The organism is Pseudanabaena sp. 'Roaring Creek' (genome assembly GCF_001402795.1).
Lineage (GTDB): Bacteria > Cyanobacteriota > Cyanobacteriia > Pseudanabaenales > Pseudanabaenaceae > Pseudanabaena.
The window spans coordinates 1-24,316 of sequence record NZ_LIRE01000745.1 but is presented as its reverse complement, the minus strand read 5'-3'; the positions used below and the strand labels follow the sequence as shown (position 1 = coordinate 24,316).

Genomic DNA, 24,316 nt, shown 5'->3' with positions numbered 1-24,316 from the left:
TTGGGGTTTTGTCCTTATTCAAGTGACTGTAGCTATATAATACCAATTCACGAAAGTGTGACAACACTTTTGTGAATTAAAAACCAAACCCAGTAAGGTTTTGAGATTCCCAAAATGGCAACGCCATTTTGGGAATTGGTATAGCGCTTGGAGAGCGACAGCTATAGATAGGCGGCAGGATCGATCGGTTCGCCGTTAGCGCGTAATTCAAAGTGTAAATGGGGACCCGTAGAAAATCCTGTCGAGCCGACAGCAGCGATCGGCTGTCCCTTTTCGACCGCATCCCCTTCCTTCACGTATAGTTCGCTACAGTGACCGTATAGGGTCGTCATGCCATTCCCATGATCGATGATCACTGCATTACCATAGCCTCCGTACCAGTCGGCATAGATGACTCGACCTTGGGCGCTAGCATAGACGAGACTGCCGTAGTCCGCACCAAAGTCGATACCTGAGTGAAAGCGCTCAGTCCCTAAAATGGGATGGGTTCGCCAGCCAAAATTGCTCGTAACAGGTCCAATGGTGGGATACATCAACTGACCAGATCCTGGAGGTAAAACGAGCCCAGAGTAGGGCTGTACCTTTGCCAAAATAATTTGGGATAAACGCCGTGAGTCTTCAGCAAGGCGATCTTCGGCTTGGATGAGAGCTTGCCGATCGCTTTTGAGTCGTTCGATCGCATTTAGCTGAGCCACCGCTTCGGCTTCGATATTCGCTTTTTGATATTTCAGCTTTTGCGTTAAAAGTTCGACTTCATTTCTTTGGGCAATTACTTGATTGCGCTGTTTTTCAACCTGCTCGGACTTTTGGGTCAAGTTTGCGAGCAAGCGGCGATCGCCATCGTAAATCCTTTCAATCTGGCGGCGGCGATCGGCAAATTGATTGAGATCCCGACTACTCAGCAATGTCACCCACCATCGTTGCAACTGTTGTCTTTGTAAGTAACGCAAACGAGCGCTGGTGGCATCCCGTTTTTTATTGAGGTCGTATTCTAATTCTTGGAGCTTGTTACTGAGAAGTTGAAATTGATTTTTGGCTTGGAGAATTTTCTTCTCGTTTTCTTTAATCTGCGCATCGGTGACACGCACATTACGTCTTAATGCCTCTAGTCGAGATTGTGCAGGTTTGGCAAGCGCGTTAATCTGTTCCTGCTGCTTTTGAATGATTTGACGCTGTTGCTCGACAAAATTTTGATAATTTTTTAAATCTTCTACGGACTGGGATTGGGCAGGTTCTATATGTCCTAAGGCAAAATAGCAACTGGTAGCCATCGCCAAAATTGCCATCCCTAGCCCCAGAAATTGCCAGAGCCCCCGTCCAATCTTGGTATTAATTCGGACAATGCTCGACAAAGATTTACTGGGTATCTCTTGCCAATAATGGCGATCGTACATTCAGCCCACCACATATCTACAAACTAGGGCAAGATTTTAACCGTATTTTGTCATGAATGAAACCCTATTGCGATCGAATCAGCAATTCGTCCTAGTTCCCGCTGAGTAGCTAAGCGCAATCAAAACCCCAAATATGAGTGGCGGCGCTTTGCACCGTCACTCATATTTGGGGTTTTGTCCTAAACAAACCTTACTTTGCTATGGCTCTCGCCGCTGTTTAGGACATAAAGCCCAAGAAGAGAATGGCAGTGTTACTGCCATTCTCTTCTTGGGCTTTATGCTAGGTTAAAAAAATAACCTTTAACTTTTAATAATATTTCTGTATCTTTTAATACTTAAGTCTAGGTATGTATTGCTTTCATGACATACTTTATTTATACCTGTATAACTGCCTGCTAGCCATAGCAGATCTAAATCATTTATAAGAAAAATAGGGCTGCGACTAGGAATATTGCTATGAACACTACTACCCGCCAACACCTATCAAAAAATACGAGAAATATTAGACAGAATGCTCCTCAATGTTTAACTCCCTTGCCTTCTACTTGGGTAACCCTGTTAGAACCACCAAATTCTAGTTGCTACGATGAAGCATTATTAATGTGTCAATATTCTGATGGACGTTGGGCAGCATGGATTCCCGATTTTGGGGAAATTGGATTGCATTCAGGTCAGTTTTGTCGCCTGTCCTAAATCCCAGCCCAAAAAGATGTGAGTGACGGCGCGAAGCGCCGCCACTCACATCTTTTTGGGGCTTAAGCAAAAATTATTATGCATTAAGTAACCCTTTCGTTGCTATATACAGCCCTTTACGCTCAAACCCAAACTAGGGAAATCTTTAAAAGCGTTGCTTCGCAAAGCTTTTAAAGGATTTCCCTGTGGTTCGTTTGATCGATAATTGCTCTAAATCATTTAGGATTGCTATAGTCAAAAGCTTAGATAAGTAAGTGGGCTTAATTAAATATAAAACCCTAAAACCTGCGCGTGCGCCGCAGGTTTTAGATCTGGATTTTATACCAATTTCCAAAAGTGTGGCTACACTTTTGGAAATTAAAACCTAAATCCAGTAAGGGTTTTAAAGTCACAAAATGGCGTAGCCATTTTGTGATTTGGTATTAATTATGCTGAGGTGCTTAATAGCCTAAATAAGAACTGAAACAAGAGCCGAAAGCAAATGCTCCAGTCAATTACGCCGCTAATTCTGACCTATAATGAGGAACCCAATCTCGAACGGACTTTAGAGCAGTTGTATTGGGCAAAAAGAATTGTTGTAATTGATAGCTTTAGTAGCGATCGCACCTTAGAAATTTTAAATCAATACCCCCAAGTAGAAATCTATCAACGGCGTTTTGATACCCATACAATTCAATGGAATTATGGATTAGAACAAATTGATTCTGAATGGGTCATCTCTCTGGACGCGGATTATGTTTTGTCAGAAGCAATAATCCAAGAAATACGATCGCTATTTGCTTCTCCCCATACGGAACTCCTTGATGGCTATTTTGCTCCCTTTCGATACTGTGTATTTGGGAAACCATTGAAGGGGACATTACTGCCACCGCGCCAAGTTCTCTTTCGCAAACATAAAGCTATTTATATTGACGATGGACATACCCAGTTGTTAAGGATCGATGGTGAGTCTGGAACTCTCAAATCCTATATTAATCACGACGATCGTAAGTCCCTCAGTCGTTGGCTATGGGCGCAAGATCGGTATATGCAGATCGAGTCTCAAAAATTATTTAGTACGCCCCCAACCCAACTCAGCCTTGCCGATCGCCTTCGCCAACAAAAAGCGATCGCGCCGATCATAATTTTGCCTTACTGCCTCATCCTCAAAGGGGGAATCTGGGATGGATGGGAAGGTTGGTATTATGCTTGGCAGAGAATGCTTGCGGAAATTTTATTGGCGATTCGATTGATCGAGCTAGAGCGAGATAAAAATCTGAAAAAATAAGCGGTGCATCACACCGCCGAGCCGTAGAGAGTCTAGGGTCTTTGCTGATTGGGTTTCTGAGCCGTGGTCGTAGTGGGCATCATGCCATCCGTACTCGGAGTCGCGACTTCAGATGGATCGAGGAGCTTGATGGTCATTTGATTGCTTTTGATCCAGCCTTGTTTTCTCAGCAGCATTTCTTGAGACTTGCCCGAATTTAAGGTCTGGGGTAATTTATCGCGCATTCCATTGACCCTTTGCTCGACGGAGTTTACCTCTGTAGTGATTTCGTCGAGACGATCTTTTTGGGAGGACTGATAGGGAAGCAACTTGGCGATCGCCGCGATCGCCGCCAAGGATAAAGCCACATTGACAGCAATGACAATGATGGACTCAGTTGCCTTGGCGCGGCAAAATTGCTCTTTTTTGCGCTGGACGTTCTGAGCAACTGCTTCACTGTAGCTATTTGCCCCATTCTGCGCCGATGGCGAGCTAGCACCAGAGGTTGCCGAATGGTTACTACGCGAATGTATATTCACCACATCATTTCGCCCGTACTGACCCTGCGATCGCGGGGTTTGTTTTGGTACTTGTGGAGAAAAATGGGGAGATAAGTCTCGTTTGGCAACCATTCGCAACCTCTAGGCTGTAAAAAAGATAGATGAGGACTAGGAATTAGACTAGGAGTTGGAAAGAGCAGAACCTAATAAAGCTGCTAATACTGCGGGGAACAGTGCAACAACTAATGCTGTGAAAACTTGAGCATCTGAAAGATTCATACAATATCTCCTTTTATATATAGATTCTTATTTCGATCTTTACAATACACTGTCATATCAAAAATTGACTAGCTGTTAAAACAAATAAAAACAATTACAAACAAAATTACAAACAAAATTACAAATAAAAAGGGGTCAAAAAATTGTAAAAGCCGATCTAAGCCGATCTAAGCCGTTCTATAGGGACAATTGGGATTTTTTTTGATTTTATTTGGCTTGATGTTCCAAGATAAATGCTTGAATGCGATCGCAGGTTTCAGGACGAATTTCGTGGGACATCTCGTATTCCTCATAGGCTACAGTTACGCCCAAGCGATCGAACATCTCTCTAGTGTTGCGGGCGATCCCGATCGGCACTACTGTGTCTTGCGTACCATGGGCAATTAAGATCGGTGGTAATGATTCATGGGCGATTTCCTGTAGCTGTTCCTCTGTGATATGCAGATAACCACTTAGAGCAATCAATCCTGCGAGGGGAAATACTAAACCCACATCTAGGGTCATTGCGCCACCTTGGGAGAAACCTAACAAGAAAGTTTTCTCTAAGGGAATACCTGTCATGGCAGGGAGGTCTTCGAGAAACTGACTGAGCAGTTCGCAACTATGGGCTAGTCCTTCCGTATCGAGACTTTGTAAGTCATACCACATCTTGCCATTGGGCATGGGATGGTTAAAGGGAGCTTCAGGACAGATCCATTGATAGTTGCGGAGTCCCACAAGGGGCGCAAGGGAGATCAGATCGTCACAATTTGCACCCCAACCATGCAGGGCGACGATCGCCCCAAGTGCATTGGGATTGGGTAGTTGAGCGGGTAGCGATCGGTAATTTAGTGTCATGAGCAAATTATATCTATAAACCTAATAGCTATAAATCTATTAGACGTTGCGGCGCGAAGCGCCGCAACGTCTAATGCTTCACTGGGAAGGGAGTAAACCCATTTATAGATTTACTGACATCAAGCCATAATCTTGCGCTGAAGCTAGTGAAATATCTGGAAGATGACGCAACATATCGTCCCACTTAGTCTGTGTTTGCAGAGCTTTTACCACTATCTCCATTGGTTCGGCAAAAATGGCAGGAAAATCGGCTTCCTCAGGCAACTGAACCCTATAGGCTAATTGTTCTTGTGGCGGATTGAACTGTGCGTTGACTCCTGCTTTGTTTCCTCAGACGTTGCGGCGCTTCGCGCCGTCTTCACTGGGAAGGGAGTAGAGTGAAAGGTTAAATGGTAAGGCTTCTCGTCATCGCTTACAATTAAAAAGCATAAAAAATGCACTTTTAACAATCAATTCATAAAATCTTCTTAAAATTGCTGGAGAATCGCCTGAATGCAACTCGTCGCGCTTCAGAACTTACTGGATAACTCATCCTTTGCTATCCTCTTTGCGACTATGCTCGTTTTTTGGGTACATGTCGCATTTCCGAACTTACCCTATCTAAGATCGCTGGGAAATGCGGGTATGGCGATCGCTAATCTCTGTATGGCTACCCTACTGGCAGCGCGTTGGATTGATGCAGGCTATTTCCCACTGAGCAATCTTTACGAATCGTTGTTTTTCTTGGCATGGGGCATAACCACCATGCATATCGTCGTTAGTCGCATTGGCAATAAGAGTGCTAACGATATGGCAAAGCGTCTCATTGGTGCATTCACTTCACCTCTGGCGATGGGAATTACAGCCTTTGCTGCCCTAGCACTGCCTTCGGGAATGCAGGTATCCGAACCCCTTGTGCCCGCATTGAAGTCTAACTGGCTGATGATGCATGTCAGCGTAATGTTGTTAAGCTATGCCGCGTTGATGACGGGCAGTATTTTGGCGATCGCCTTTTTGATCGTTACTCGTGGTCAGGATGTGGTGTTACAGGGAAGTTCCTTTGGTACAAATCTCCGTAGTGTGATTGATACCAATAAAACCGCTAGTGCTGAGACATTTGCAGCCTTTGCCGTTGATAGCATGGCTAGTGTTTTGAATTCAGGTAATTTACCATCGGCGCAAAGTAATTTGAACAGTACTTTGAACGGTAACTTATTAACTGCTGCTGCGAGCGCCACTCCAACCCAGCCCTTGTCCTTGCGTCGCCTCACCATCGGTGAAACCCTAGATAATCTCAGTTATCGAGCGATCGGGCTAGGTTTTCCCCTGCTGACAATCGGGATTATTGCGGGTGGTGTTTGGGCAAATGAGGCATGGGGTTCCTATTGGAGTTGGGATCCCAAAGAAACATGGTCTTTGATTACATGGCTCGTATTTGCCGCTTACTTACATACACGCATTACTAAGGGATGGCAGGGGCGTAAACCTGCGATTTTGGCAAGCTTAGGGTTATTGGTAGTTTGGACTTGTTATCTAGGTGTAAATCTTCTCGGTAAGGGTTTACATAGTTATGGTTGGTTTCTGTAAATAAAGCCCAAGAAAAGGATGGGGCAGCGCTTCGCGCCGCCCCATCCTTTTCTTGTTTTGCAACAAAAAAGCCTCGCTAAGCGAGGCTTTTTTGTTGCTTAGGCTAGCGATTGCTTAACTCTAGGTTAAGTTTGGGAAGACTTTCTAGTTCAAATACTGTGATTTGTCCAGAGTTGGCGCTACCCTTGCCATTTTGCAGCAACTCTACCCAATAGGCGTATTTCTTGCCCTGACGTAATTCCCCTTGCAAAGCCCTAAGAATTGGTGAAGCATTTTTAGCCTGCGATCGCGCGAGCATCTCGGCAGTGGGATAGGCATAGACCACCTTAGCCGTGGCATAATCCCGCATAATCTCTGGCCCATAAATAGAACGTAAAGATTCCTCTAAGCGCGATTTCGTCACGCCATTGATAATGTCAAAAAACTTGATTTGCTCGCTGCGGATAACATTAGGTTCCCCACGCACTTCCGCTAGCCCCGGGATTAATACACTTGCCTGAAATTGAAATCGACGCGCAGGGGTATCGCTTTTGCGGATTAGCAAACGCTCGCCACTTTCGGGGCGTAGTACGGGATTAGTTTTAATCCAATCCAAAACTTCGTCAGGTCTTTGTCCCGGCAAGGCGATCGCTGAAGGCACAAGCGATTGCCATATTGGCAGCGCCATACTAGCTGTTTGCGCCAAAAGTGTGGTGGCGATCGCAATGGTTACACTTTTTGCACTACTTTTTGCACTTTTGATGTTTGCGATCTTAAAGCAATTCATGGGACTCCTCTACAGCAATTCGATCCTAAAGGAAAAATTTAGCTGGCAATTAATGGCTGACAGGATATCACGTAGTGGCACAATTGCAATGACTTTTTCAGGCTTTTTACGATGTTTTAAGTTGTTTGTTCTCTATTTAAGTGGCTATCGCCACAACCCGCAAGAAGAAGAGGGCGACACGCAGTGTCGCCCTCTTCTTCTTGCGGGTTATAAACTCCAAAAGATGATGGGCTTCTTTTTCCCATTGGAAGAGGGTTTGAGGATTGAATACAACAAAAAACAAAAAACTTTTGCCAAAGGTATTGACAAACCCCTTGTAAATCTACATAATAAGGAGCGCTTAAATAAAGAAACGAAAAAAACGAGCTGCAAACCAGCGAGTAAAAGCGATTCTTGGTTTACCTAAAGGGTAAATTTATAAGAGCAAAATTTGGGTTCGTAGTTCAATTGGTTAGAGCACCGCCCTGTCACGGCGGAAGTTGCGGGTTCGAGCCCCGTCGAACCCGTTCTAAGAGTTTACACAAGCCTATATAGAACTGTAGGTTCTATTGCAAACTCTCTAGTAGCAGGTCATATTTAAACCCCAAAATCTAAAGTCCAAAACAGGAGTGGTGTTGCTTAGCAGCGCCATTCCTGTTTTGGACTTTCGTTCTATCAATTCTTGATTGGGAACGGATTATGGTGATTGGGGAGAAGTCTTGCTTGGGTAAGATAAATTGCAGCAATGGATGGGGGCAATGTGAATTTAACCAGTGAGTTCGCTGACAGAAATTGTTTGGCGATCGCGCTTGCCTGCAAACTCTTAAAAGATAATGTAATATCATTTTTAGAGCCTGATTTAGAGTCTGATTTAGAGCCTGAAACCCAGTGTGAGTCTACAAGCGAAAGCTGATAAAAGCAAGATTGTCTTGTGATTTCTAGTAGTAAAAAAGCCATTATTCATCTGAAAGATTTAGATCTTCATTAAATAACTGGTTTGCGATCCCCTTATGCTTAGGTGAATATAATGGTGGCTAAAAGTATTCAAATTCATCAGCAAGTAATGGCGGCGATCTCCTGTGAGCCAGTGAGAATTGCGCCAGAAACTTCGGTTATGAAGGCGATCGCGATGATGGATAGGGTGGGCGCAAGCTGTCTATTGATTACCGAACCAGATACGGAAAGACTGATCGGTATTTTCACCGAACGGGATGTGGTTCGGGTTAGTAATCAGGGCTATGACCGCGAACAACCGATGCAGATGGTAATGAGCCATCCCGTTATTTCGCTGCAAGCATCGGATTGCTATGACATCAATGACATTGTGAGTTTGTTTCAGCAACATCAAATTCGGCATTTACCCGTGCTAGCGGGCGATCGCTTAGTAGGGCTTTTGTCTCAAGATAGCCTGATGGCGTTATTGCTAAGGGAGGTACTGCCAGATATCGCGATCGCTAATCCCGCAGGGCAAGAGGTGTCACCTCAGCAGTCGCAAGTCCCCCAACATGAATCTCATCTCCTTGATTTTAATCAAGAATTTCTTCTCGATCTGAATGAAGAGTTACGGCAAACCTTAGAAAACCTAAGGATTTCTGATGATGAGCTGAGATATCAAAATATGCAACTTGCGATCGAGCAACAGAAATACCAAGATTTGTTTGATTTTGCCCCCGATGGTTATTTGGTGACTAATGCTGCGGGGATTGTTCTGTCCGCTAACCAAGCAATTCTCCAGTTTTTGGGGGTAGAGCGGGAGTTTATGGTCGGTAAGCCCCTAGTTGTTTTTATTGATCGCGCTGACTATTCATTGTTTTACGATCGCATTGAGGCGCAATTGCATAGCGATCGCAAACAAACTTGGGAAATTTCCTTCCACCCTCGTCAGGGAAATCCATTTCTGGCGGAAGTGATTGTTGGCGCGATTCGTGACGAATATACCCAAGCGATCGGTTTGCGATGGCTCATTCGCGATATTAGCGATCGCCACAAGTTTGAGGCGGAGGCACGCAAAAACGATCGTTATAGTACCTTGATTAGTTTTGCGAGCGATGCGATATTTTTAGCAGATGCCAAAGGCAACCTGCTTGAAACCAACCAAAAAGCCGTAGAACTCCTAGGCTATAGTCGAGAGGAACTGATGCATATGCATATGTCTCAGATTCATCCTCCAGAGGCATTAGAGGCAGCAAAGAATCATTTTAAAAACGTAACTCAAAATAATAATGCTCCCAAGCTAGAGAGCCTAGTAATCCGAAAGGATGGCAGTCTGATTCCCGTAGAGATTACAGGCAGCCGCATCGAGATTGATGGCGAGATCCTCGCTCAAGGAATTTTTCGAGATATTAGCGATCGCAAGCAAATGGAAATGGCTCTCCAGCAAGAGATCCTGCGGCGAGCTACTATCTTTAACGCCTCCTCCGATGGGATGCTCATTCTTGATAGAGCAGGGAATCTCATGGATTCCAATGAGCGCTTTGCCCAAATGCTGGGCTATGAGCCTTGGGAAATTACTAACTTTAATGTGGCGGATTGGGAGGCGAAATTAACTCCTGAAGAAGTCCAAGAATTATTTGAAAAGCCAATTTTAGATAAAGCCACGATTGAAACGCTGCACCGTCGTAAAGATGGTTCCATTTTTCCTGTAGAGATTTCGGCGCGAGTGATGGAATGGCAAGGGGAATCTATGTATATTTGTATTGCGCGTGATATTAGCGATCGCAAGCAAATGGAAATGTCTCTCCAACAGGAGATCCTGCGGCGAGCTACTATCTTTAACGCCTCCTCCGATGGGATGCTCATTCTTGATAGAGCAGGGAATCTTATTGATTCCAATGAGCGCTTTGCCCAAATGCTGGGCTACGAGCCTTGGGAAATTACTAACTTTAATGTGGCGGATTGGGAAGCACAATGGACTCCTGAAGAAGTACGAGAATTATTTAATAGCGAAAATATAATCTTGAATGAAGATACGTTTGAAACGCTGCACCGTCGCAAAGATGGTTCCGTCTTTCCCGTCGAGATTTCGCGGCGAGTGATGGAATGGCAGGGAGAATATGTGTTTATCTGTATGTCACGGGATATTAGCGATCGCAAGCGAATAGAGATGGCTCTCCAACAAGAAATTCAGCGGCGCTTCGCTATCTTTAATACCACTTTAGATGGGATCCATATTCTTGATAAAGCTGGGAATCTCCTAGAGTCGAACGAGCGCTTTGCCCAAATGCTCGGCTATGAGTCTAGTGAAATTACTGCCCTTAATGTGTCAGATTGGGAGGCAAAATGGAGTGCTGAAGAGTTGCAAGAGATATTTAAAGACGAATCCTTTGATGAAAATACCTTTGAAACATTGCATCGTCGTAAGGATGGTTCCGTCTTTCCCGTCGAGGTTTCTCTGCGTATCATGAAATGGGAAGGGGAATCGATTCGGGTATGTATCTCGCGGGATATTAGCGATCGCAAAAAAGCCGAACAAGCCCTGCAAGAGAGTCAAAGCTTTATTCAAAAAATTGCCGATGCTTCTCCCAATATTCTCTATCTCTATGATATTCAAGAACAGCGGAATATTTATACGAATCGGGAAATTTATACTACGTTGGGTTATTCTCCCGCAGAAATTCAAGCGATGGGGGCAAACTTTGTTCTCAATGTGATGCATCCCGATGATATTCAGAGGATCTTACCCCAATATTATGAAAGGGTTAATGCGGCTCAGGATGGCGAAACGATCGAGTCGGAATATCGGATGAGACATGCCAATGGTGAATGGCGCTGGATCCATAGTCGCGATTCGGTTTTTAACCGTGATGCGCAGGGCAAAGTCAAACAAACCATCGGTACGGCGGAAGATATTAGCGATCGCAAAAAAGCCGAACAAGCCCTACAAGAGAGTCAGAGCTTTATTCAAAAGATTGCCGATGCTTCTCCCAACGTTCTCTATCTCTACGATATGGAAGAACAAAAGATTGTCTATACGAATCGCGAAATTTACAAAACCCTAGGTTACCATCCTGAAGAAGTTCAAGCCATGGGAGCAAATTTTGTGCTCAATTTGATGCATCCCGATGACCTGAAGCTTGTCCGCGAACATCATAATCGGGTTTTCGCCTCTCAGGATGGCGAAATTATTGAGATGGAATATCGGATGAGACATGCAAATGGTGAATGGCATTGGTTCTACTTGCGCGACTCAGTTTTTAGCCGCGATGCTAATGGCAGAGTCAAACAAACCATTGGTACGGCTGAAGATATTAGCGATCGCAAATATCTCCAGCAAAAACAAAATCGCTTAACTGCCATCTTAGAGGCTTCGACCGATTACATCAGTATGTCTGATGCGAATGGAAAGATCTTTTGGAAAAATGCTCAATTAAAGCGCTTGTGTGGTATCAATCCCGATGAAGATTCTTTACAGTTTCAAATTTCTGATTGTCACCCTGAATGGGCTGCATCCCTAGTAACAAAGGTGGGTATCCCCCATGCGATCGCAACGGGCAGTTGGATTGGCGAGACAGCATTACTGAATGCTGAAGGAGAGGAGATCCCCGTTTCGCAATTGATTCTCTCCCACAAATCGGAGCAAGAAGAAATAGAATTTTTCTCGTTTATTATGCGAGATATGCGAGTAAGGAAGGAATATGAACAGCAATTGGAAAGAACTAATGCCGAACTGATGCGTGCTACTCGTCTCAAGGATGAATTTTTGGCAACGATGAGTCACGAACTACGGACTCCTCTCAATGCCATTTTAGGCATGACTGAAGCTATGCAAGAAGAGATATTTGGAGCAGTTAACGATCGCCAGATCGCAGCTTTAAAAACCGTCGAACGTAGTAGCTATCATCTACTGGAATTGATTAACGACATTCTTGATGTTGCCAAGATTGAAGCAGGTCAGATCGAGTTGAGCTATACTTCAACCTCGATTCAGCAACTTTGCCAATCCAGTCTTGCCTTTATCAAACAACAGGCTCTACAAAAACACATTCAGCTCGATATCAAAGTTCCATCCTATCTACCTGATGTCCTGTTGGACGAAAGGCGAATCCGTCAAGTACTAATTAATCTTCTCAATAATGCGGTAAAGTTTACCCGTGAATATGGGCAGGTTAGATTAGAAGTTACTAAGGTAGAATCTCAAGGCGATCCAGATCTCAGAGAGCGATTGCGCTTTGTGGTAATCGATACGGGAATTGGTATTGCCCCTGAGAATATTCCAAAGCTTTTTCAGCCATTTATCCAGATCGACAGTGCCTTAAATCGGAAGTATACGGGCACGGGTTTGGGGTTAGCACTAGTCAAACAGATTGTGGAGCTTCATGGCGGTACTGTGGGGCTGACTAGCGAACTAGGTGTCGGTAGTTCCTTTGCGATCGAAATCCCCTTCGTCCTGTCACCCCAATCATTAAATGTAAATTTCAGTGGGAAGGTAAGTAACGAAGGGGATGAGCCAGCCCCGCAGCATGATCGCCTACAGGATCGCATAAATGATGGGACGGATAAGTATAGACGACCCTTAATTTTGATTGCTGAAGATAATGAAACTAATATCAGCATGATTGATGATTATTTAGAGCAGAAAGGATATCGCCTTCTCATTGCTAAGAATGGAGTAGAGACGATCGCAATGACCAAGGCTCACCAACCCGATATCATTTTAATGGATGTCCAAATGCCTGTTATGGATGGATTGGAGGCAATTAAGCGACTGCGTGACGATCCGCAATTCGTGAATATGCCAATTATTGCTTTGACGGCTCTTGCCATGACGGGCGATCGCGATCGCTGCCTTGCCGCAGGTGCTAATGCCTACTTAAGTAAACCCTTTAAATTAAAGGAACTCACTGAAACTATTCAAAAGTTGGTAGTACTAAATAGGTAAAGATGGGCGGCGCTTCGCGCCGCCCATCATTTTTTTGATTAGAGCCAATATCTAAGGTTTAGGGCTATTTTCTTCTTGAGATTCTTCAGCACCACTATTGTGACTACCATTCTTGAAACTACTTCCGTTGAGATCGCCTTCATGCAATGGGACGATCGCTACTTCATGTTCGAGTTCAAGTTCATGGGAATGTGGTTTGTATAAACCAGCCATCATTCGCTCTTCAATATTTTTGACAACAATATAAAGAATGGGAACGATGAATAAACTGAGTACCGTCGCCAGACACATACCACCCATGACCGCAGTTCCCAAGGATTGACGTGCAGCAGCACCTGCCCCCGTTGCGATTACTAGGGGGAAAATCCCGATAATAGTTGCAGAGGCTGTCATCAGGATTGGTCTTAAACGTTGCTGGGAAGCTTCAAGCACGGCTTTCGTAATGCTTAAACCTCTTTCGCGTAACTGATTGGCAAACTCCACAATTAAAATGGCATTTTTACTAGCCATCCCAATCAGCATGACTAACCCAATTTGGGTATACACATCATTGGAGAAAACAGGATTAAATAAACCACGCAATAAAACTGCTGAAAGCGCACCTAATACTGCAAGTGGGACTGTCAGCATGATGATTACGGGATCGATGTAATTCTCGTATTGAGCGGCAAGTACTAAGAATACAAATACAATGCCCAAACCAAAAATAAAGACGGCGCTGCTGCCAGAGCCGATCTCCTCCAGAGATAATCCCGACCATTCATAGCCAAAACTTTTCGGTAGGACTTCTTTAGCCACCTTGCTCATAATATCAATCGCTTGTCCCGAACTAACCCCAGGAGCAGTGTTACCAGTAATCTGGACGGAGCGGAACAGGTTATAGTGATTGATAATCGAGGGACCAACGGTTTGGGTAACTCTGACCAAATTGCTTAATGGAATCTCCTGACCGCTACTAGAGCGCACATAGAGCTTATTAATATCTTCAGGGTTAGAACGGAACTGAGCGTCTGCTTGGACATAAACTCGATAGGTTCTTCCAAAAGTATTGAAGTCATTTACGTACTGCGAACCAAGTAGGGTTTGCAAGGTGCTGTAAATATCTTGTAAAGAGACTTTCAAAGCATTAGCCTTGACGCGATCGACTTCTACGGTTAACTGCGGTGTATTCCCGTTGAAATTAGGGCGTAATCCTGAAAGCTTGGGATGACTGGGGTCGGGATAGGTACTTGCCCTACCTAGTAAAGCTCCCATGGTTTGCTCGATGATCGGAAAGCCTTGATTGGCTTTGTCTTGCAATTGGAATTCAAAACCGCCATAGTTGCTTAAGCCTTGAATTGCGGGTGGGGGGAAGGGAACCACAAAAGCTTCTTTAATAGAAACTAATTCAGGAAATAAACCAAAAGGTTTGGGGGTAAACCCGCCAATAATGCTGTCGGCTGAGCGCGATCGCTCTTTCCAAGGTTTTAGCGTCGAGAAGATAATGCCATTGTTTGGGGTGTTGCCGCTAAAACTAAAGCCTGAGATTGCAAAGATATTGGCAATCTCGGGATAAGCAGGTTCCCCCTTATCATTCTTTCGACGCATGATTCCTTCAATATTCTCTAGCACTTTTTCGGTGTAATTTAACGACACACCTTCAGGAGCTTGCACAATTGTAATGAAGTATCCTTGATCTTCCTGTGGTAAAAAGCCCCTAGGAACGCTGGTATATACCCAGTAGGTTAGGAAAAGGGAAGCGGTAAAGAGGATCATCATAAACCCTTTCAGGTTCGTAGATTTTCCCAATAACCATCGATAGCGATCGCGCGTACCGTCAATTAACCAATTCACCCGATCAAAGAACCAATTCCCATGAATAGTCTCTTGTCTGAGCAGTAGCCCTGCTAAGGTTGGCGACAGGGTCAAGGCGTTAAATGTAGAAACCGTGATCGAAAAAGCGATCGTCAATGCAAATTGTTTATACAGTTGTCCAGTCGTGCCAGGGAAAAAAGCAACAGGCACAAACACGGCAATCAGAACCAGAGAACTAGCAATGACCGCCCCCTGTAGTTCATTCATCGCCGAGATTGCTGCTTTGATCGGGGATTCACCGTTTTCTTGAATGCGTCGGGCAATATCCTCAACTACCACGATCGCGTCATCAACAACTAGCCCTGTGGCAAGGGTTAAACCAAATAGGGTTAGGGTATTGATATTAAAGTTGAGGAGTTTGATGAAAATGAAAGTCCCAACTAAGGAAACGGGAATAGCAATAGCAGGAATCAGCGTTGCGCGCCAGTTCTGCAAAAACAGATAGATGATCACGATCACGAGACCGATCGCAATGGCAAGAGAAATGATGACTTCTTCGGTACCAGCTTCAATGAAACTGGTTGTATCAAAGGCAATCTCATAATTTAGTCCAGGAGGAAATGTTGGTTTTAACTCCTCTAGGACATGTTTGACGGCTTTTGCCACATCTAGGGCATTCGCATCGGGCAACTGCGATATACCTAAGCCGATCCCTCTAGTACCATTAAAACGAAGGGCAGAACCATAGTTTTCCGCGCCTAATTCTACCCGTCCGACATCACGCAATTTAATTAACGATCCATCACTGGCGGTTCTAATTACTATTTCTGCAAATTCTTCTGTATTTTTGAGTCTTCCCGTTGCGGAAATAGATAGTTGGTATTGCTGATCTGGCAAATTAGGCTGTTGTCCAATTTGTCCGACCCCAACTTGCAAGTTTTGTTGCTGAATTGCTGACACGACATCTTGAGAAGTAAGTCCCCTAGCTGAAAGACGATTGGGATCTAGCCAAACTCGCATGGCATACTTACGTTCACCAAAGATGACGACATTCCCGACACCTTTGACCTTCTTAATCTCATCGACAATATACAGATCGGCGTAATTACTTAGATATAAATCATCGTATTCTCCCTTTTCAGAAAATACACCTACTGCAAAGAGAAATCCCGAAGATTCTTTACTAATGGTTACACCAGTTTGCTGCACTGGACCTGGCAGTTGCGCTGTTACCGTAGATACTCGGTTTTGGACATCAACAGCTGCAAGATCCTTATTCTTGTCAAGGTCAAAAATTAGATTTACTGAACTAGTTCCATTATTAGCACTAGTCGAAGTAATATAACGAACTCCTTCAATTCCATTCAATTCTCTTTCGAGAATGTTCGTAACCGTAGATTCGACAACTTCCGCATTTGCGCCAACATAGTTGGCGGTTACAGTTACCTTAGGTGGCGTAATTTCAGGATATTGAGCAACAGGCAATAGAAAGATACAAGCTGTTCCCAATAGCGTGATTATAACAGAGCAGACCGTTGCGAATACAGGTCTTCTGATGAAGAAGTCAGATATTGATAGCAGCATGGGCAGGGTATAGGAACGAAGAGTTTAACGAATAAGCTTAGCCACTGACTGCAATCATAAAATTTGAAGAAAGTCTGGTTTGATCAGAATTTCTTTAAATTTTGACTTTTATATCAACGCAAGGCGCTGTAAGATATGAGGCAATAATAACACGCCTGCAATCAGCAAAGCGGCGATCGCCGCAATCAGTACCGCACCAGCGGCACAGTCCTTAGTGATTTTGGCTAGTTGATGAAATTCACGCCCAACGGTCAAATCAACGACAGCCTCTAAGGCTGTGTTCAATAGCTCTAGGACTAATACTAGAGCGATCGTTAAACTAATGATCGAACAAGCAACGGCGGAGAGATGGAAATATATGCTCAGAGTTAAGGCGATCGCGCCAATGAGTAAATGAATCCGAAAATTTCGCTGGGTACGAAACGCATAACTAACACCCTGCCCGGCATATTTAAAACTTAATAGTAAGTTTGTCGCAATTTGAAAAGAATCATTGCGTTGTGCCGCACTCTGTTCGGTTTCCAATTCATCAGTCTTTGTCATTGGCTCGGATAAGGAAGGCGATTTAAATAAAAATAATCTGGTTAGTGGTAAATCATTATTCATGGAGATGATCCCAAATAGACTTTGCCCAGCGATCGCCAAGATGTTCGAGATTTCAATGCTAGGAAAACAGTTTACTTAAATTACGCTCGCAAATACTTAAGTTATTATTGACTATTTTCTACATATTACAAGGACTAACGAGCAGTGAAATTTAGCGCAGTGAAATTAGTTGCAACATAGTATCTTGTTGCGCAAGCATAGCTTCTAAACTTTCGTCATCAGGGTGATCCCAGCCTAGTAGGTGCAATAAACCATGAGCCGCTAGCCACGCTAGTTCATAGGTTAAGGAATGCCCTCGCTCCTCAGCCTGACGGATCGCTGTAGTTTGCGAGATGATGATGTCCCCCCAACTGGTTGGCTCGATATAATCAAAATCTTCACAATCATCGATCGGGATCTCAGGTACTGCTGATTCGAGGGCAGCAAAAGATAAAACATCCGTAGGGCGATCTTGCTGGCGATATTGCAAATTTAGTTGTTGAATTGTTAAATCATCGGCGATCGCCAAAGACACCTCGTACTCGCCATCGATGATCGCTTTTTCGGATTGTAAATAATTTGCCCAAATGGTAAACCATTCTTGCCATTGCTCCATGGCGATCGGGTGGCGATCGGCGATTTCTGGATAGATGTCACAATACAAATCAATATTCAAGTCTTCAATACCCCATCAAATCAAGCATAAATAATAGATTAAAATAGTAACTAAAATCGATCATCTGCTTATATTAATTAGCTGGGCATAATTACAACCTAAAATCAAAACCTGTAGCGCAAGCGCAGCTTGCGCTACAGGTTTTAGGATTTTATATTTAATTGCGCCTAGCTACTTAAATGCAATTAATTGTATTTAATGAGTTTTGCCGCGATTAAAATTTATTGGCTATTCATAGAGAATTTTGTAGGGAAATCAATAAAATCAATGGCATATCAAATATAGAGATCAAGCATAGAGATCAAGTATAAAGACAGGCAAGATGTATCAGAAATTCTAAGAATATATTCTCAATCTCTTTTTCAATGGATTGTAGCGACAGGAACTAGACTATTTAGCATTAAGTATATAATTTCTTGGTTTATGGAAATATAAATTTAATCTAAATTAATTAATTAATCAAGATCAAAATCAATTAACTGATTTTGATCTTGATTTTATTAGCTTGAGAGCAACTTTCTATTCTTAGCTTGTAAAAAGTGTATGAAATTAATTTGGTAAATTAATCAAACGCAAAGTTAAACATCGAATTACACTACATCCTTTAATTACATCCTTAATTAAAGGATGTAATTAAAAATTCTTAATTAAGTTGGATTAGTGAAAAATGATCGCTAAACCCAATAGCGTTCCAATTACACCAAAAACTGTTAGCGCCAAATGGAATAGGGACGTGCTGCCTTTTTTGACCATGTTACGCATGGCAAGTTTTACAAAGCTGTCTTTTTCTTTCTGCTTATTGAGAATAGTGTCTTTATCGAGGGGATCGATGTTAGATTCACTCTTATTAACATAGCGATCGCTGGCATTAGATGTATTTTTGAGATTGCTATCCATGATTTAATTTGTCAATAATTTATGAATGAAATTTATGAATGATCGTTGCTGTAAAGAATTTGGATAAATAACTGGTGTAAATTTCAAATCGATTTGATGAACGAACTTGAAAATCCTATCTGGCTTAGAAAGCGGCAAGGGCACGGTGTGGGAGGTTCTATAGGCACAATCTAATAATTGTTCTATAATTGTTGCGTCTATTGTCTGCAAACAACTAAGCTTTAAAATGCTAAACACTCAGTTGACAGATAGTGGCAAAAAGTAGGATTCAGATTTCAAGTTATTGTAAAAAATATTTGCCATTATTGTTGTCAATGCCTTATATGATTTATAGTTAATGTGCCATCTTTTAGGATGACAAATGCAAAATTCTAATACAAAATAAGTATAAGTAATTTTGCTGTTGTGTAGTACAGTTTGCGCAGGCAAAATTTAAATGCCGAACATAGTTTAATCAAGGAGATCATTACTATGGCAGTCGAAAAAGTTAATTCTTCCTCTAGTTTAGCGGAAGTTATTGATCGCATTTTAGATAAGGGCATTGTTATTGATGCATGGGTAAGAGTCTCTCTTGTGGGAATCGAACTACTGTCAATTGAAGCTCGTGTCGTCATTGCTTCGGTAGAAACCTACCTCAAGTATGCTGAGGCTGTCGGTTTGACGGCATCGGCGGCAGTACCTGCTGCTTAGTATATTTACCGCTAACACTTTAATGTTAGAAGTAAGTCACTAAACAATAGTTTATTAGCCTACCGATTTCTTTTCTACTACCCCTTTCTCACTAAAATAACTATCTTGCCTGTTTAAAGCTGGCAAAGCAATAGATTTTTGGTAGGGTAGTTATGCGGTGGGAAGGGGGATTTTATAGATGAAACTTGTGACGCTTTGAAAAAATTAATTTTGAAAAAGTGAATTTGAGGTTTTAATGTTATGGCTTCTTTGATGCAAGAGTTTGCAGCAGCAAGACAGCAACGGCTAAAGGAGAGAGCAGATTTCCTCGTCGAGCAGCAACTGGCGCGCGTGCAAAGGGCAAAGGATTTGCAAGCTCAGTCAGAAGCTACTGCTAAGTATCTCGCCCATGCCAAACAGTCTAGACTTGCATGGGAGCAGGGTAGACAGGCGATCGCCGAAAATTCGCTTGAGTCTCGCCGCGAGGAAATCACGGTTCGGGCGAGCCAAGTATCAGAATATTTAACTAATCTCCATAATAATCGTGTTGAACTTGCGCATGAAGATAACGATCGCCGCGCCCAAGAGGTGAGAACTCGCACTTTTAAAACGCGATCGCAGCTAAAGCATATTCATAAAGCTAGGATGCGTGCTAGTAAAGCCGATCAAGCCCAACGCCAGCAGTTCGTTCAGGAACTCGCGGCTCTAACCCAAATGCAGATCGAAGATCTGCACAAGGCTCGTCTTGCCGAAACAAAGGCCGATGCCGCACAGAGAGCGCAAGAATTTCGCGATCGCATAGCTGAAGTTAAAGTATCGCTCGGCACAACTGCGGCAGCACGCCACGCCTCCGCCATAGCTCAAACTTTGAAACTAAAGGATTTTCGCGCCCAATTAAGCGAATCAGTTTGGGCGGGCTCTCGCTCTCATGCTATAACTCCCGTAATTTCAAAATTGGATGCTAATCCCGTTGGCGATCCAAGTGATAGCCCTAATCCCCAAAGTGCGATCGAGCCACCTCCTGAAGCTGTGATGGCAAAACCTGAAGTAAAGGAAAACCCCAAAAACTCTGGCAAAATCGAGCAATTTGTGGTTGACTATGTATCCCAACTATCGACAAACTCTAGTTTGCTAGAAGTTGTGAACGATCGCGATACTGTTAGAGACTTACTAGCGCAAGGGGCAAATACCTTAAAGGTCGATCCCTCGGATATTCTTAATACCCTGCTCCAAATGGCAGAAGGATCTTCAACATGACCACTGTTCTCCATGCCAACGCCCGTCAGTTTGTCAGCACTGACTTTACTAAGCAAATAGTACGCCGAGCGCTGCGCTATCTCCAGTCTGGCTTTGCCATTCATTTGCGCGGGCCAGCGGGAACGGGTAAAACTACTTTAGCGATGCACCTCGCTGGCTTAGTTGGCAGACCGATGGTATTGATCTATGGCGACGAAGATTTGCGATCGTCGCAACTGATCGGCTCCAATTCTGGCTATTCTCGCAAAAAAGTTGTGGACAACTATATTCATTCCGTATTGAAGGTTGAAGACGATCTGCGTCAGAGTTGGACAGATTCGCGCTTGACTTTGGCGGCAAAGGAAGGCTTCACATTAATTTATGATGAATTCAACCGATCGCGCCCTGAGGTTAATAATGTGCTACTCAGTGCGCTTGAAGAAAAGCTAATCGTGCTCCCACCCGATAGCTCGCAAATGGAATACGTGCGGGTACATCCCATGTTTCGGGCGATTTTTACTTCCAATCCTGAGGAATATGCGGGGGTGCATCCCACTCAGGACGCACTACTAGATCGCATGATCACGATTAACGTGGGCGAAGCCGATGTGGAAACGGAAAAGCAAATTTTGGTTAATCGGGTCGGGCTAGAACGAACCGAAGCGCTGAAATTGATTAACTTGATTCGGGGCTTTCGTCGTCAAGTACAGTGCAGTAAAGCTTCCAGTTTGCGAGCTTGTCTTTTGATTGGCAAAATTTGTCACGAGCATGAGATTCCCGTATCTGGAAAGAGTGATGATTTTCGCGATCTTTGCTTTGATGTGTTGATCTCTCGCTATGGGAATGGCGAACCTCAGTCAGAACTCGGACTTGCTAAATTATTGGATCAGATACCTTAAATGTCTCAAGCAATTAAATCTAGTACCACGGGCTCTTCCCTTGCCGATATTCTAGAACGGGTGTTAGATAAAGGCATTGTTATTGCAGGGGATATCACAGTGTCTGTGGGCAGTGTGGAGTTACTGAGTATCAGAATTCGGTTGCTGGTCGCTTCGGTGGATAAAGCCAAGGAGATAGGTATTAATTGGTGGGAGTCCGATCCTTACTTATCGTCAAGAACACAGGAACTACTCGCCTCCAACCAGCAGTTGTTAGAGCGAGTTAATCTCTTAGAACGCGAGCTAGCGGCGACAAAACAATTGACAGATTCTGAACTAGATAAGTAATACCAATTCACGAAAGTGTGACAACACTTTCATGAATTAAAAACCAAACCCAGTAAGGTTTTGAGATTACCAAAATGGCAACGCCATTTTGGTAATTGGTATAACGTGATTTCGGGATAATTGGAAACGGGTTTTGAGAAAGAGTTTGCTACGCAAACCCTTTCTCAAAACCCAAAAGTAAAAGCCTTGCTTAGCAAGGCTTTTACTTTTGGGTGGTAAAGACATAGAGACAGATAGATGCGATCGCTAGGGCGACTAAGCTGGAAATCGTGCCATTGATTGGAGAGATTTCGCCTTGAGTGATCAATAAACTCGCGAATATAGTCGTCCCCATACCACTGCCACCAAAATATAGTCCTGTGCCAAAACCCGCTTCACTGGGCGAAACCATTGCTAAAGCAAGGGGAATGGTATTAGTCAAAACTAAACCTAGTGCCATCGCACCAAGAGTAGCAACTAGGGCTAGATAAATAATATGGTTATTGGCAAAACTGAGGATGAGACAAATTACGATCGCTAATAGTCCTAATCCCATGCCTAAGGTTACCTGTTGTCTCCGAAATAGCGATCGCAGCGGTAAAGTCGCAATTCCCGCGATTAAAAGTATTCCCGATTGCCAATATTCAATCGCAAGATTGTCGAACGCATGAAAAAGTCTATGGGGTAAGAGATGTAGCAGCAAATTGATTTCTAATCCCGAACCCAAACCAACTAGAAATGGTAAGGCATAGCCAGTCAAAGATGTTTTGTTTAAAAGAGGAACTGCTTCGGAAGTTGTACCTGTCGCAAGGTAACGAGGCATAGAGCGCCAAAGCAATACTGCCCCAGACAAGAGGGCGATCGCGCCAAGACTAAAAGTCATGGAAGCACCAATGTGCTTAAATATGAGTCCCAAAATCGGACTCGTCGCACTAGTAATAGCCAATACGAGTGCCAAGATTGCGTTGGCTTGAGGTAATTGATTGGTTGGGGCAAAGCTCATTAACAAGGCGATCGCAGGACCGCGAAAGATAATCATCGCAATCACCCAAACAGTCATGAGCAGGGGCACTACCCAGCGCAGTCCATCAGAAATTTGAGTCTCGACTAGCCAAGAAACCCCCACAAAAATTAGCCCTGCCAGCGTTACCCCAACGACAATTAGGGGTAAGCGACTGCCAAATTTGCTGAGGACGCGATCGGAAAACCAACCGACTATCGGCTCGACGATCGCACCAAGTAACCCTTGGAAGATTCCCAACCATACAGCAAGATCGCTAAAGCCAATGCGGGTCAAAATTTTGGGTTGATAAAATCCGTAAGCGATCCAACTAAAAGTAATGGCAGCCAATAATGCTGCGAGTCCCCATACCTGTCGCCATAGGATTTTGGCTGGTGGTGCGAAGCTATTTCGATCGGTATTTACAGCGTTCATTACTGCATGACAGGGCTAAATAGCAAAGGTGAGAGTTGGTAAGCATTTAAGTAACAGCGAGAGTAATCCCAATTCCCAAAATGGCAACGCCATTTTGGGAATCTCAAAACCCTACTGGGTTTGTTTTTACAGCAATTATCGATCGACCGAACCACAGGGAAATTTTTAAAAGCGTTGCGAAGCCACGCTTTTAAAAATTTCCTTGGTTTGGTTTTGAGCGCAAAGCGCTGTAATTCGCTGTAATTCATTGAAGTGTTGGCTCACCGCCTAAGAGCCTTGTATCTCAAGACTCTTAGGCAAAGTAATTAAACTTTGATAATCCAAGCATCGCGAGTATCTTTGCTGACAAAGGCGGCTGGAACTACGTTCAGGCTAACGCCCAAGGATTGGAATGCGGCGCGAATCACCGTAGCGTGAGAAGCTTCGGTGGAACCAATGCTCGCTCCTGCGGTAATGAGGTCGGGATTTTTGAGCTTAGCAACTTCTCGCCCATAAGCGATCGCGGCATCTACTTCTAACGAAAGTGCCAACTTGGCAATATTCACATCGGAATCTAGATTCCCCTCTCCTCTGTCGATGTAAGGCGTAACGGTTTTGAGATATTCGGTCTTAGCCATAGCGGGCATCCCACCGAGCTGTCGAACGACGCTGGCTAATAAATCGCGATGGGCTTTATGATCGGCTTGATTGGCTAGGGCGATCGCCAAAACTGCCTTCCCCACAGCGCTATCGGTGAGTTTACCAGCGGCAAAGCCATAGGCCCAAATTGCTTGATGTTCGTAAAATAATGCATTGTTAAGAACCTTAATGTCATTAGCGACATCATCATTTTTAGGTTGCGCAATCACCGCAGGCACTACTGCCGCACTAGCTGCTACACCCATAGCTCCAAATAGCCCTGCTTTGATTAATTGACGGCGCGAAGCGGAACGAGAAGATCTTTCTGTTCTAGACATGGTTTTCACCAGATAATATAGTTTAAGAATTGGTTGTGATTATCAGCGATCGCAATTTGACATTCTCTAAGTAAGTGAGCTTAATTAAATATAAAACCCTAAATCCTGCGGCGCACGCTGCGCGTGCGCCGCAGGTTTTAG

Annotated in this window: 22 protein-coding genes and 1 tRNA gene; 11 read left to right on the top strand and 12 right to left on the bottom strand. The window is 43.8% G+C overall.

What is annotated here, in order from left to right; genetic code table 11:
- Nucleotides 1-161: 161 nt before the first annotated feature.
- Complete coding sequence (locus tag AC805_RS22465; protein ID WP_055077475.1) at nt 162-1,394, bottom strand: murein hydrolase activator EnvC; 1,233 nt, start codon at nt 1,392-1,394, stop codon at nt 162-164.
- Nucleotides 1,395-1,527: 133 nt separating this feature from the next.
- Here AC805_RS22465 and AC805_RS25900 point away from each other — a divergent pair, with 133 nt between their 5' ends.
- The 3 genes from AC805_RS25900 to AC805_RS22455 all read left to right on the top strand — a co-directional run bounded on the left by AC805_RS25900 (nt 1,528) and on the right by AC805_RS22455 (nt 3,354).
- A complete protein-coding gene (locus AC805_RS25900; RefSeq protein ID WP_156341541.1) occupies nt 1,528-1,683 on the top strand; it encodes a hypothetical protein in 156 nt (51 codons plus the stop codon).
- Nucleotides 1,684-1,850: 167 nt separating this feature from the next.
- A complete protein-coding gene (locus AC805_RS22460) occupies nt 1,851-2,087 on the top strand; it encodes a hypothetical protein (protein WP_197278819.1) in 237 nt (78 codons plus the stop codon).
- A gap of 481 nt (nt 2,088-2,568) precedes the next feature.
- Nucleotides 2,569-3,354 (top strand): glycosyltransferase family 2 protein, encoded by a 786-nt coding sequence (locus AC805_RS22455; RefSeq protein ID WP_055077474.1) that lies wholly within the window; start codon nt 2,569-2,571, stop codon nt 3,352-3,354.
- A gap of 32 nt (nt 3,355-3,386) precedes the next feature.
- Here the strand turns inward: AC805_RS22455 and AC805_RS22450 are convergent, their stop codons facing one another.
- The 4 genes from AC805_RS22450 to AC805_RS25895 all read right to left on the bottom strand — a co-directional run bounded on the left by AC805_RS22450 (nt 3,387) and on the right by AC805_RS25895 (nt 5,213).
- Complete coding sequence (locus AC805_RS22450) at nt 3,387-3,965, bottom strand: hypothetical protein (protein ID WP_055077473.1); 579 nt, start codon at nt 3,963-3,965, stop codon at nt 3,387-3,389.
- 48 nt (nt 3,966-4,013) lie between these two features.
- A complete protein-coding gene (gene psaM, locus AC805_RS25020; protein WP_009628308.1) occupies nt 4,014-4,112 on the bottom strand; it encodes a photosystem I reaction center subunit XII in 99 nt (32 codons plus the stop codon).
- Between the two features lie 207 nt (nt 4,113-4,319).
- Entirely contained in the window at nt 4,320-4,949 is a 630-nt protein-coding gene (locus AC805_RS22445; protein ID WP_055077472.1) for an alpha/beta hydrolase, read from the bottom strand.
- Nucleotides 4,950-5,051: 102 nt separating this feature from the next.
- Nucleotides 5,052-5,213, bottom strand: a complete 162-nt coding sequence (locus AC805_RS25895) for a hypothetical protein (RefSeq protein WP_156341540.1) — start codon at nt 5,211-5,213, stop codon at nt 5,052-5,054.
- 228 nt (nt 5,214-5,441) lie between these two features.
- Between AC805_RS25895 and ccsB the strand changes: the two genes are divergently transcribed.
- Nucleotides 5,442-6,515: a c-type cytochrome biogenesis protein CcsB gene (gene ccsB / locus AC805_RS22440; RefSeq protein WP_055077471.1), complete on the top strand. Its 1,074-nt coding sequence runs from the start codon at nt 5,442-5,444 to the stop codon at nt 6,513-6,515.
- 103 nt (nt 6,516-6,618) lie between these two features.
- On the opposite strand, the gene AC805_RS22435 is transcribed toward ccsB, so the two are convergent.
- On the bottom strand, nt 6,619-7,281 hold the full coding sequence (locus AC805_RS22435) for a hypothetical protein (protein ID WP_055077470.1): 663 nt from the start codon (nt 7,279-7,281) through the stop codon (nt 6,619-6,621).
- On the opposite strand from AC805_RS22435, the gene AC805_RS22430 reads away from it, so the two are divergent.
- The 3 genes from AC805_RS22430 (at nt 7,280) to AC805_RS22420 (ending at nt 13,138) form a co-directional block, all read left to right on the top strand.
- Nucleotides 7,280-7,687 carry a hypothetical protein gene (locus AC805_RS22430; protein ID WP_055077469.1) on the top strand — a complete coding sequence of 136 codons (408 nt, stop codon included), beginning with the start codon at nt 7,280-7,282 and terminating at the stop codon, nt 7,685-7,687. The genes AC805_RS22435 and AC805_RS22430 overlap by 2 nt on opposite strands.
- A 26-nt stretch (nt 7,688-7,713) precedes the next feature.
- A tRNA-Asp gene (locus tag AC805_RS22425) sits at nt 7,714-7,787 on the top strand.
- A gap of 500 nt (nt 7,788-8,287) precedes the next feature.
- The gene (locus tag AC805_RS22420) at nt 8,288-13,138 is read left to right on the top strand and encodes a PAS domain S-box protein (RefSeq protein WP_055077468.1); all 4,851 of its coding nucleotides are present in this window, start codon (nt 8,288-8,290) and stop codon (nt 13,136-13,138) included.
- 51 nt (nt 13,139-13,189) lie between these two features.
- Here the strand turns inward: AC805_RS22420 and AC805_RS22415 are convergent, their stop codons facing one another.
- The 4 genes from AC805_RS22415 to AC805_RS22400 form a co-directional block, all read right to left on the bottom strand.
- The gene (locus AC805_RS22415; RefSeq protein ID WP_055077467.1) at nt 13,190-16,516 is read right to left on the bottom strand and encodes an efflux RND transporter permease subunit; all 3,327 of its coding nucleotides are present in this window, start codon (nt 16,514-16,516) and stop codon (nt 13,190-13,192) included.
- 108 nt (nt 16,517-16,624) lie between these two features.
- Nucleotides 16,625-17,122 carry a diacylglycerol kinase family protein gene (locus AC805_RS22410; RefSeq protein WP_055077476.1) on the bottom strand — a complete coding sequence of 166 codons (498 nt, stop codon included), beginning with the start codon at nt 17,120-17,122 and terminating at the stop codon, nt 16,625-16,627.
- A 151-nt stretch (nt 17,123-17,273) separates the two neighbouring features.
- Entirely contained in the window at nt 17,274-17,777 is a 504-nt protein-coding gene (ybeY, locus tag AC805_RS22405) for an rRNA maturation RNase YbeY (protein WP_055077466.1), read from the bottom strand.
- Nucleotides 17,778-18,434: 657 nt separating this feature from the next.
- The gene (locus AC805_RS22400) at nt 18,435-18,674 is read right to left on the bottom strand and encodes a DUF3285 domain-containing protein (RefSeq protein ID WP_055077465.1); all 240 of its coding nucleotides are present in this window, start codon (nt 18,672-18,674) and stop codon (nt 18,435-18,437) included.
- Between the two features lie 471 nt (nt 18,675-19,145).
- Between AC805_RS22400 and gvpA the strand changes: the two genes are divergently transcribed.
- The 4 genes from gvpA to AC805_RS22380 all read left to right on the top strand — a co-directional run bounded on the left by gvpA (nt 19,146) and on the right by AC805_RS22380 (nt 21,805).
- Nucleotides 19,146-19,364, top strand: coding sequence for a gas vesicle structural protein GvpA (gene gvpA, locus AC805_RS22395; RefSeq protein ID WP_009626980.1), 219 nt, complete (start codon nt 19,146-19,148; stop codon nt 19,362-19,364).
- A gap of 240 nt (nt 19,365-19,604) precedes the next feature.
- Nucleotides 19,605-20,600: a hypothetical protein gene (locus AC805_RS22390; RefSeq protein ID WP_055077464.1), complete on the top strand. Its 996-nt coding sequence runs from the start codon at nt 19,605-19,607 to the stop codon at nt 20,598-20,600.
- Complete coding sequence (gvpN, locus tag AC805_RS22385; RefSeq protein WP_009626982.1) at nt 20,597-21,478, top strand: gas vesicle protein GvpN; 882 nt, start codon at nt 20,597-20,599, stop codon at nt 21,476-21,478. The genes AC805_RS22390 and gvpN overlap by 4 nt, the downstream gene beginning before the upstream one ends.
- Complete coding sequence (locus AC805_RS22380; RefSeq protein ID WP_009626983.1) at nt 21,479-21,805, top strand: gas vesicle protein; 327 nt, start codon at nt 21,479-21,481, stop codon at nt 21,803-21,805.
- 202 nt (nt 21,806-22,007) lie between these two features.
- Here AC805_RS22380 and AC805_RS22375 read toward each other — a convergent pair whose 3' ends face one another.
- Together AC805_RS22375 and AC805_RS22370 are read right to left on the bottom strand one after the other, a co-directional pair.
- Nucleotides 22,008-23,219, bottom strand: coding sequence for a hypothetical protein (locus tag AC805_RS22375; protein WP_055077463.1), 1,212 nt, complete (start codon nt 23,217-23,219; stop codon nt 22,008-22,010).
- 305 nt (nt 23,220-23,524) lie between these two features.
- Nucleotides 23,525-24,175 carry a ferritin-like domain-containing protein gene (locus AC805_RS22370; RefSeq protein ID WP_055077462.1) on the bottom strand — a complete coding sequence of 217 codons (651 nt, stop codon included), beginning with the start codon at nt 24,173-24,175 and terminating at the stop codon, nt 23,525-23,527.
- Nucleotides 24,176-24,316: the final 141 nt, after the last annotated feature.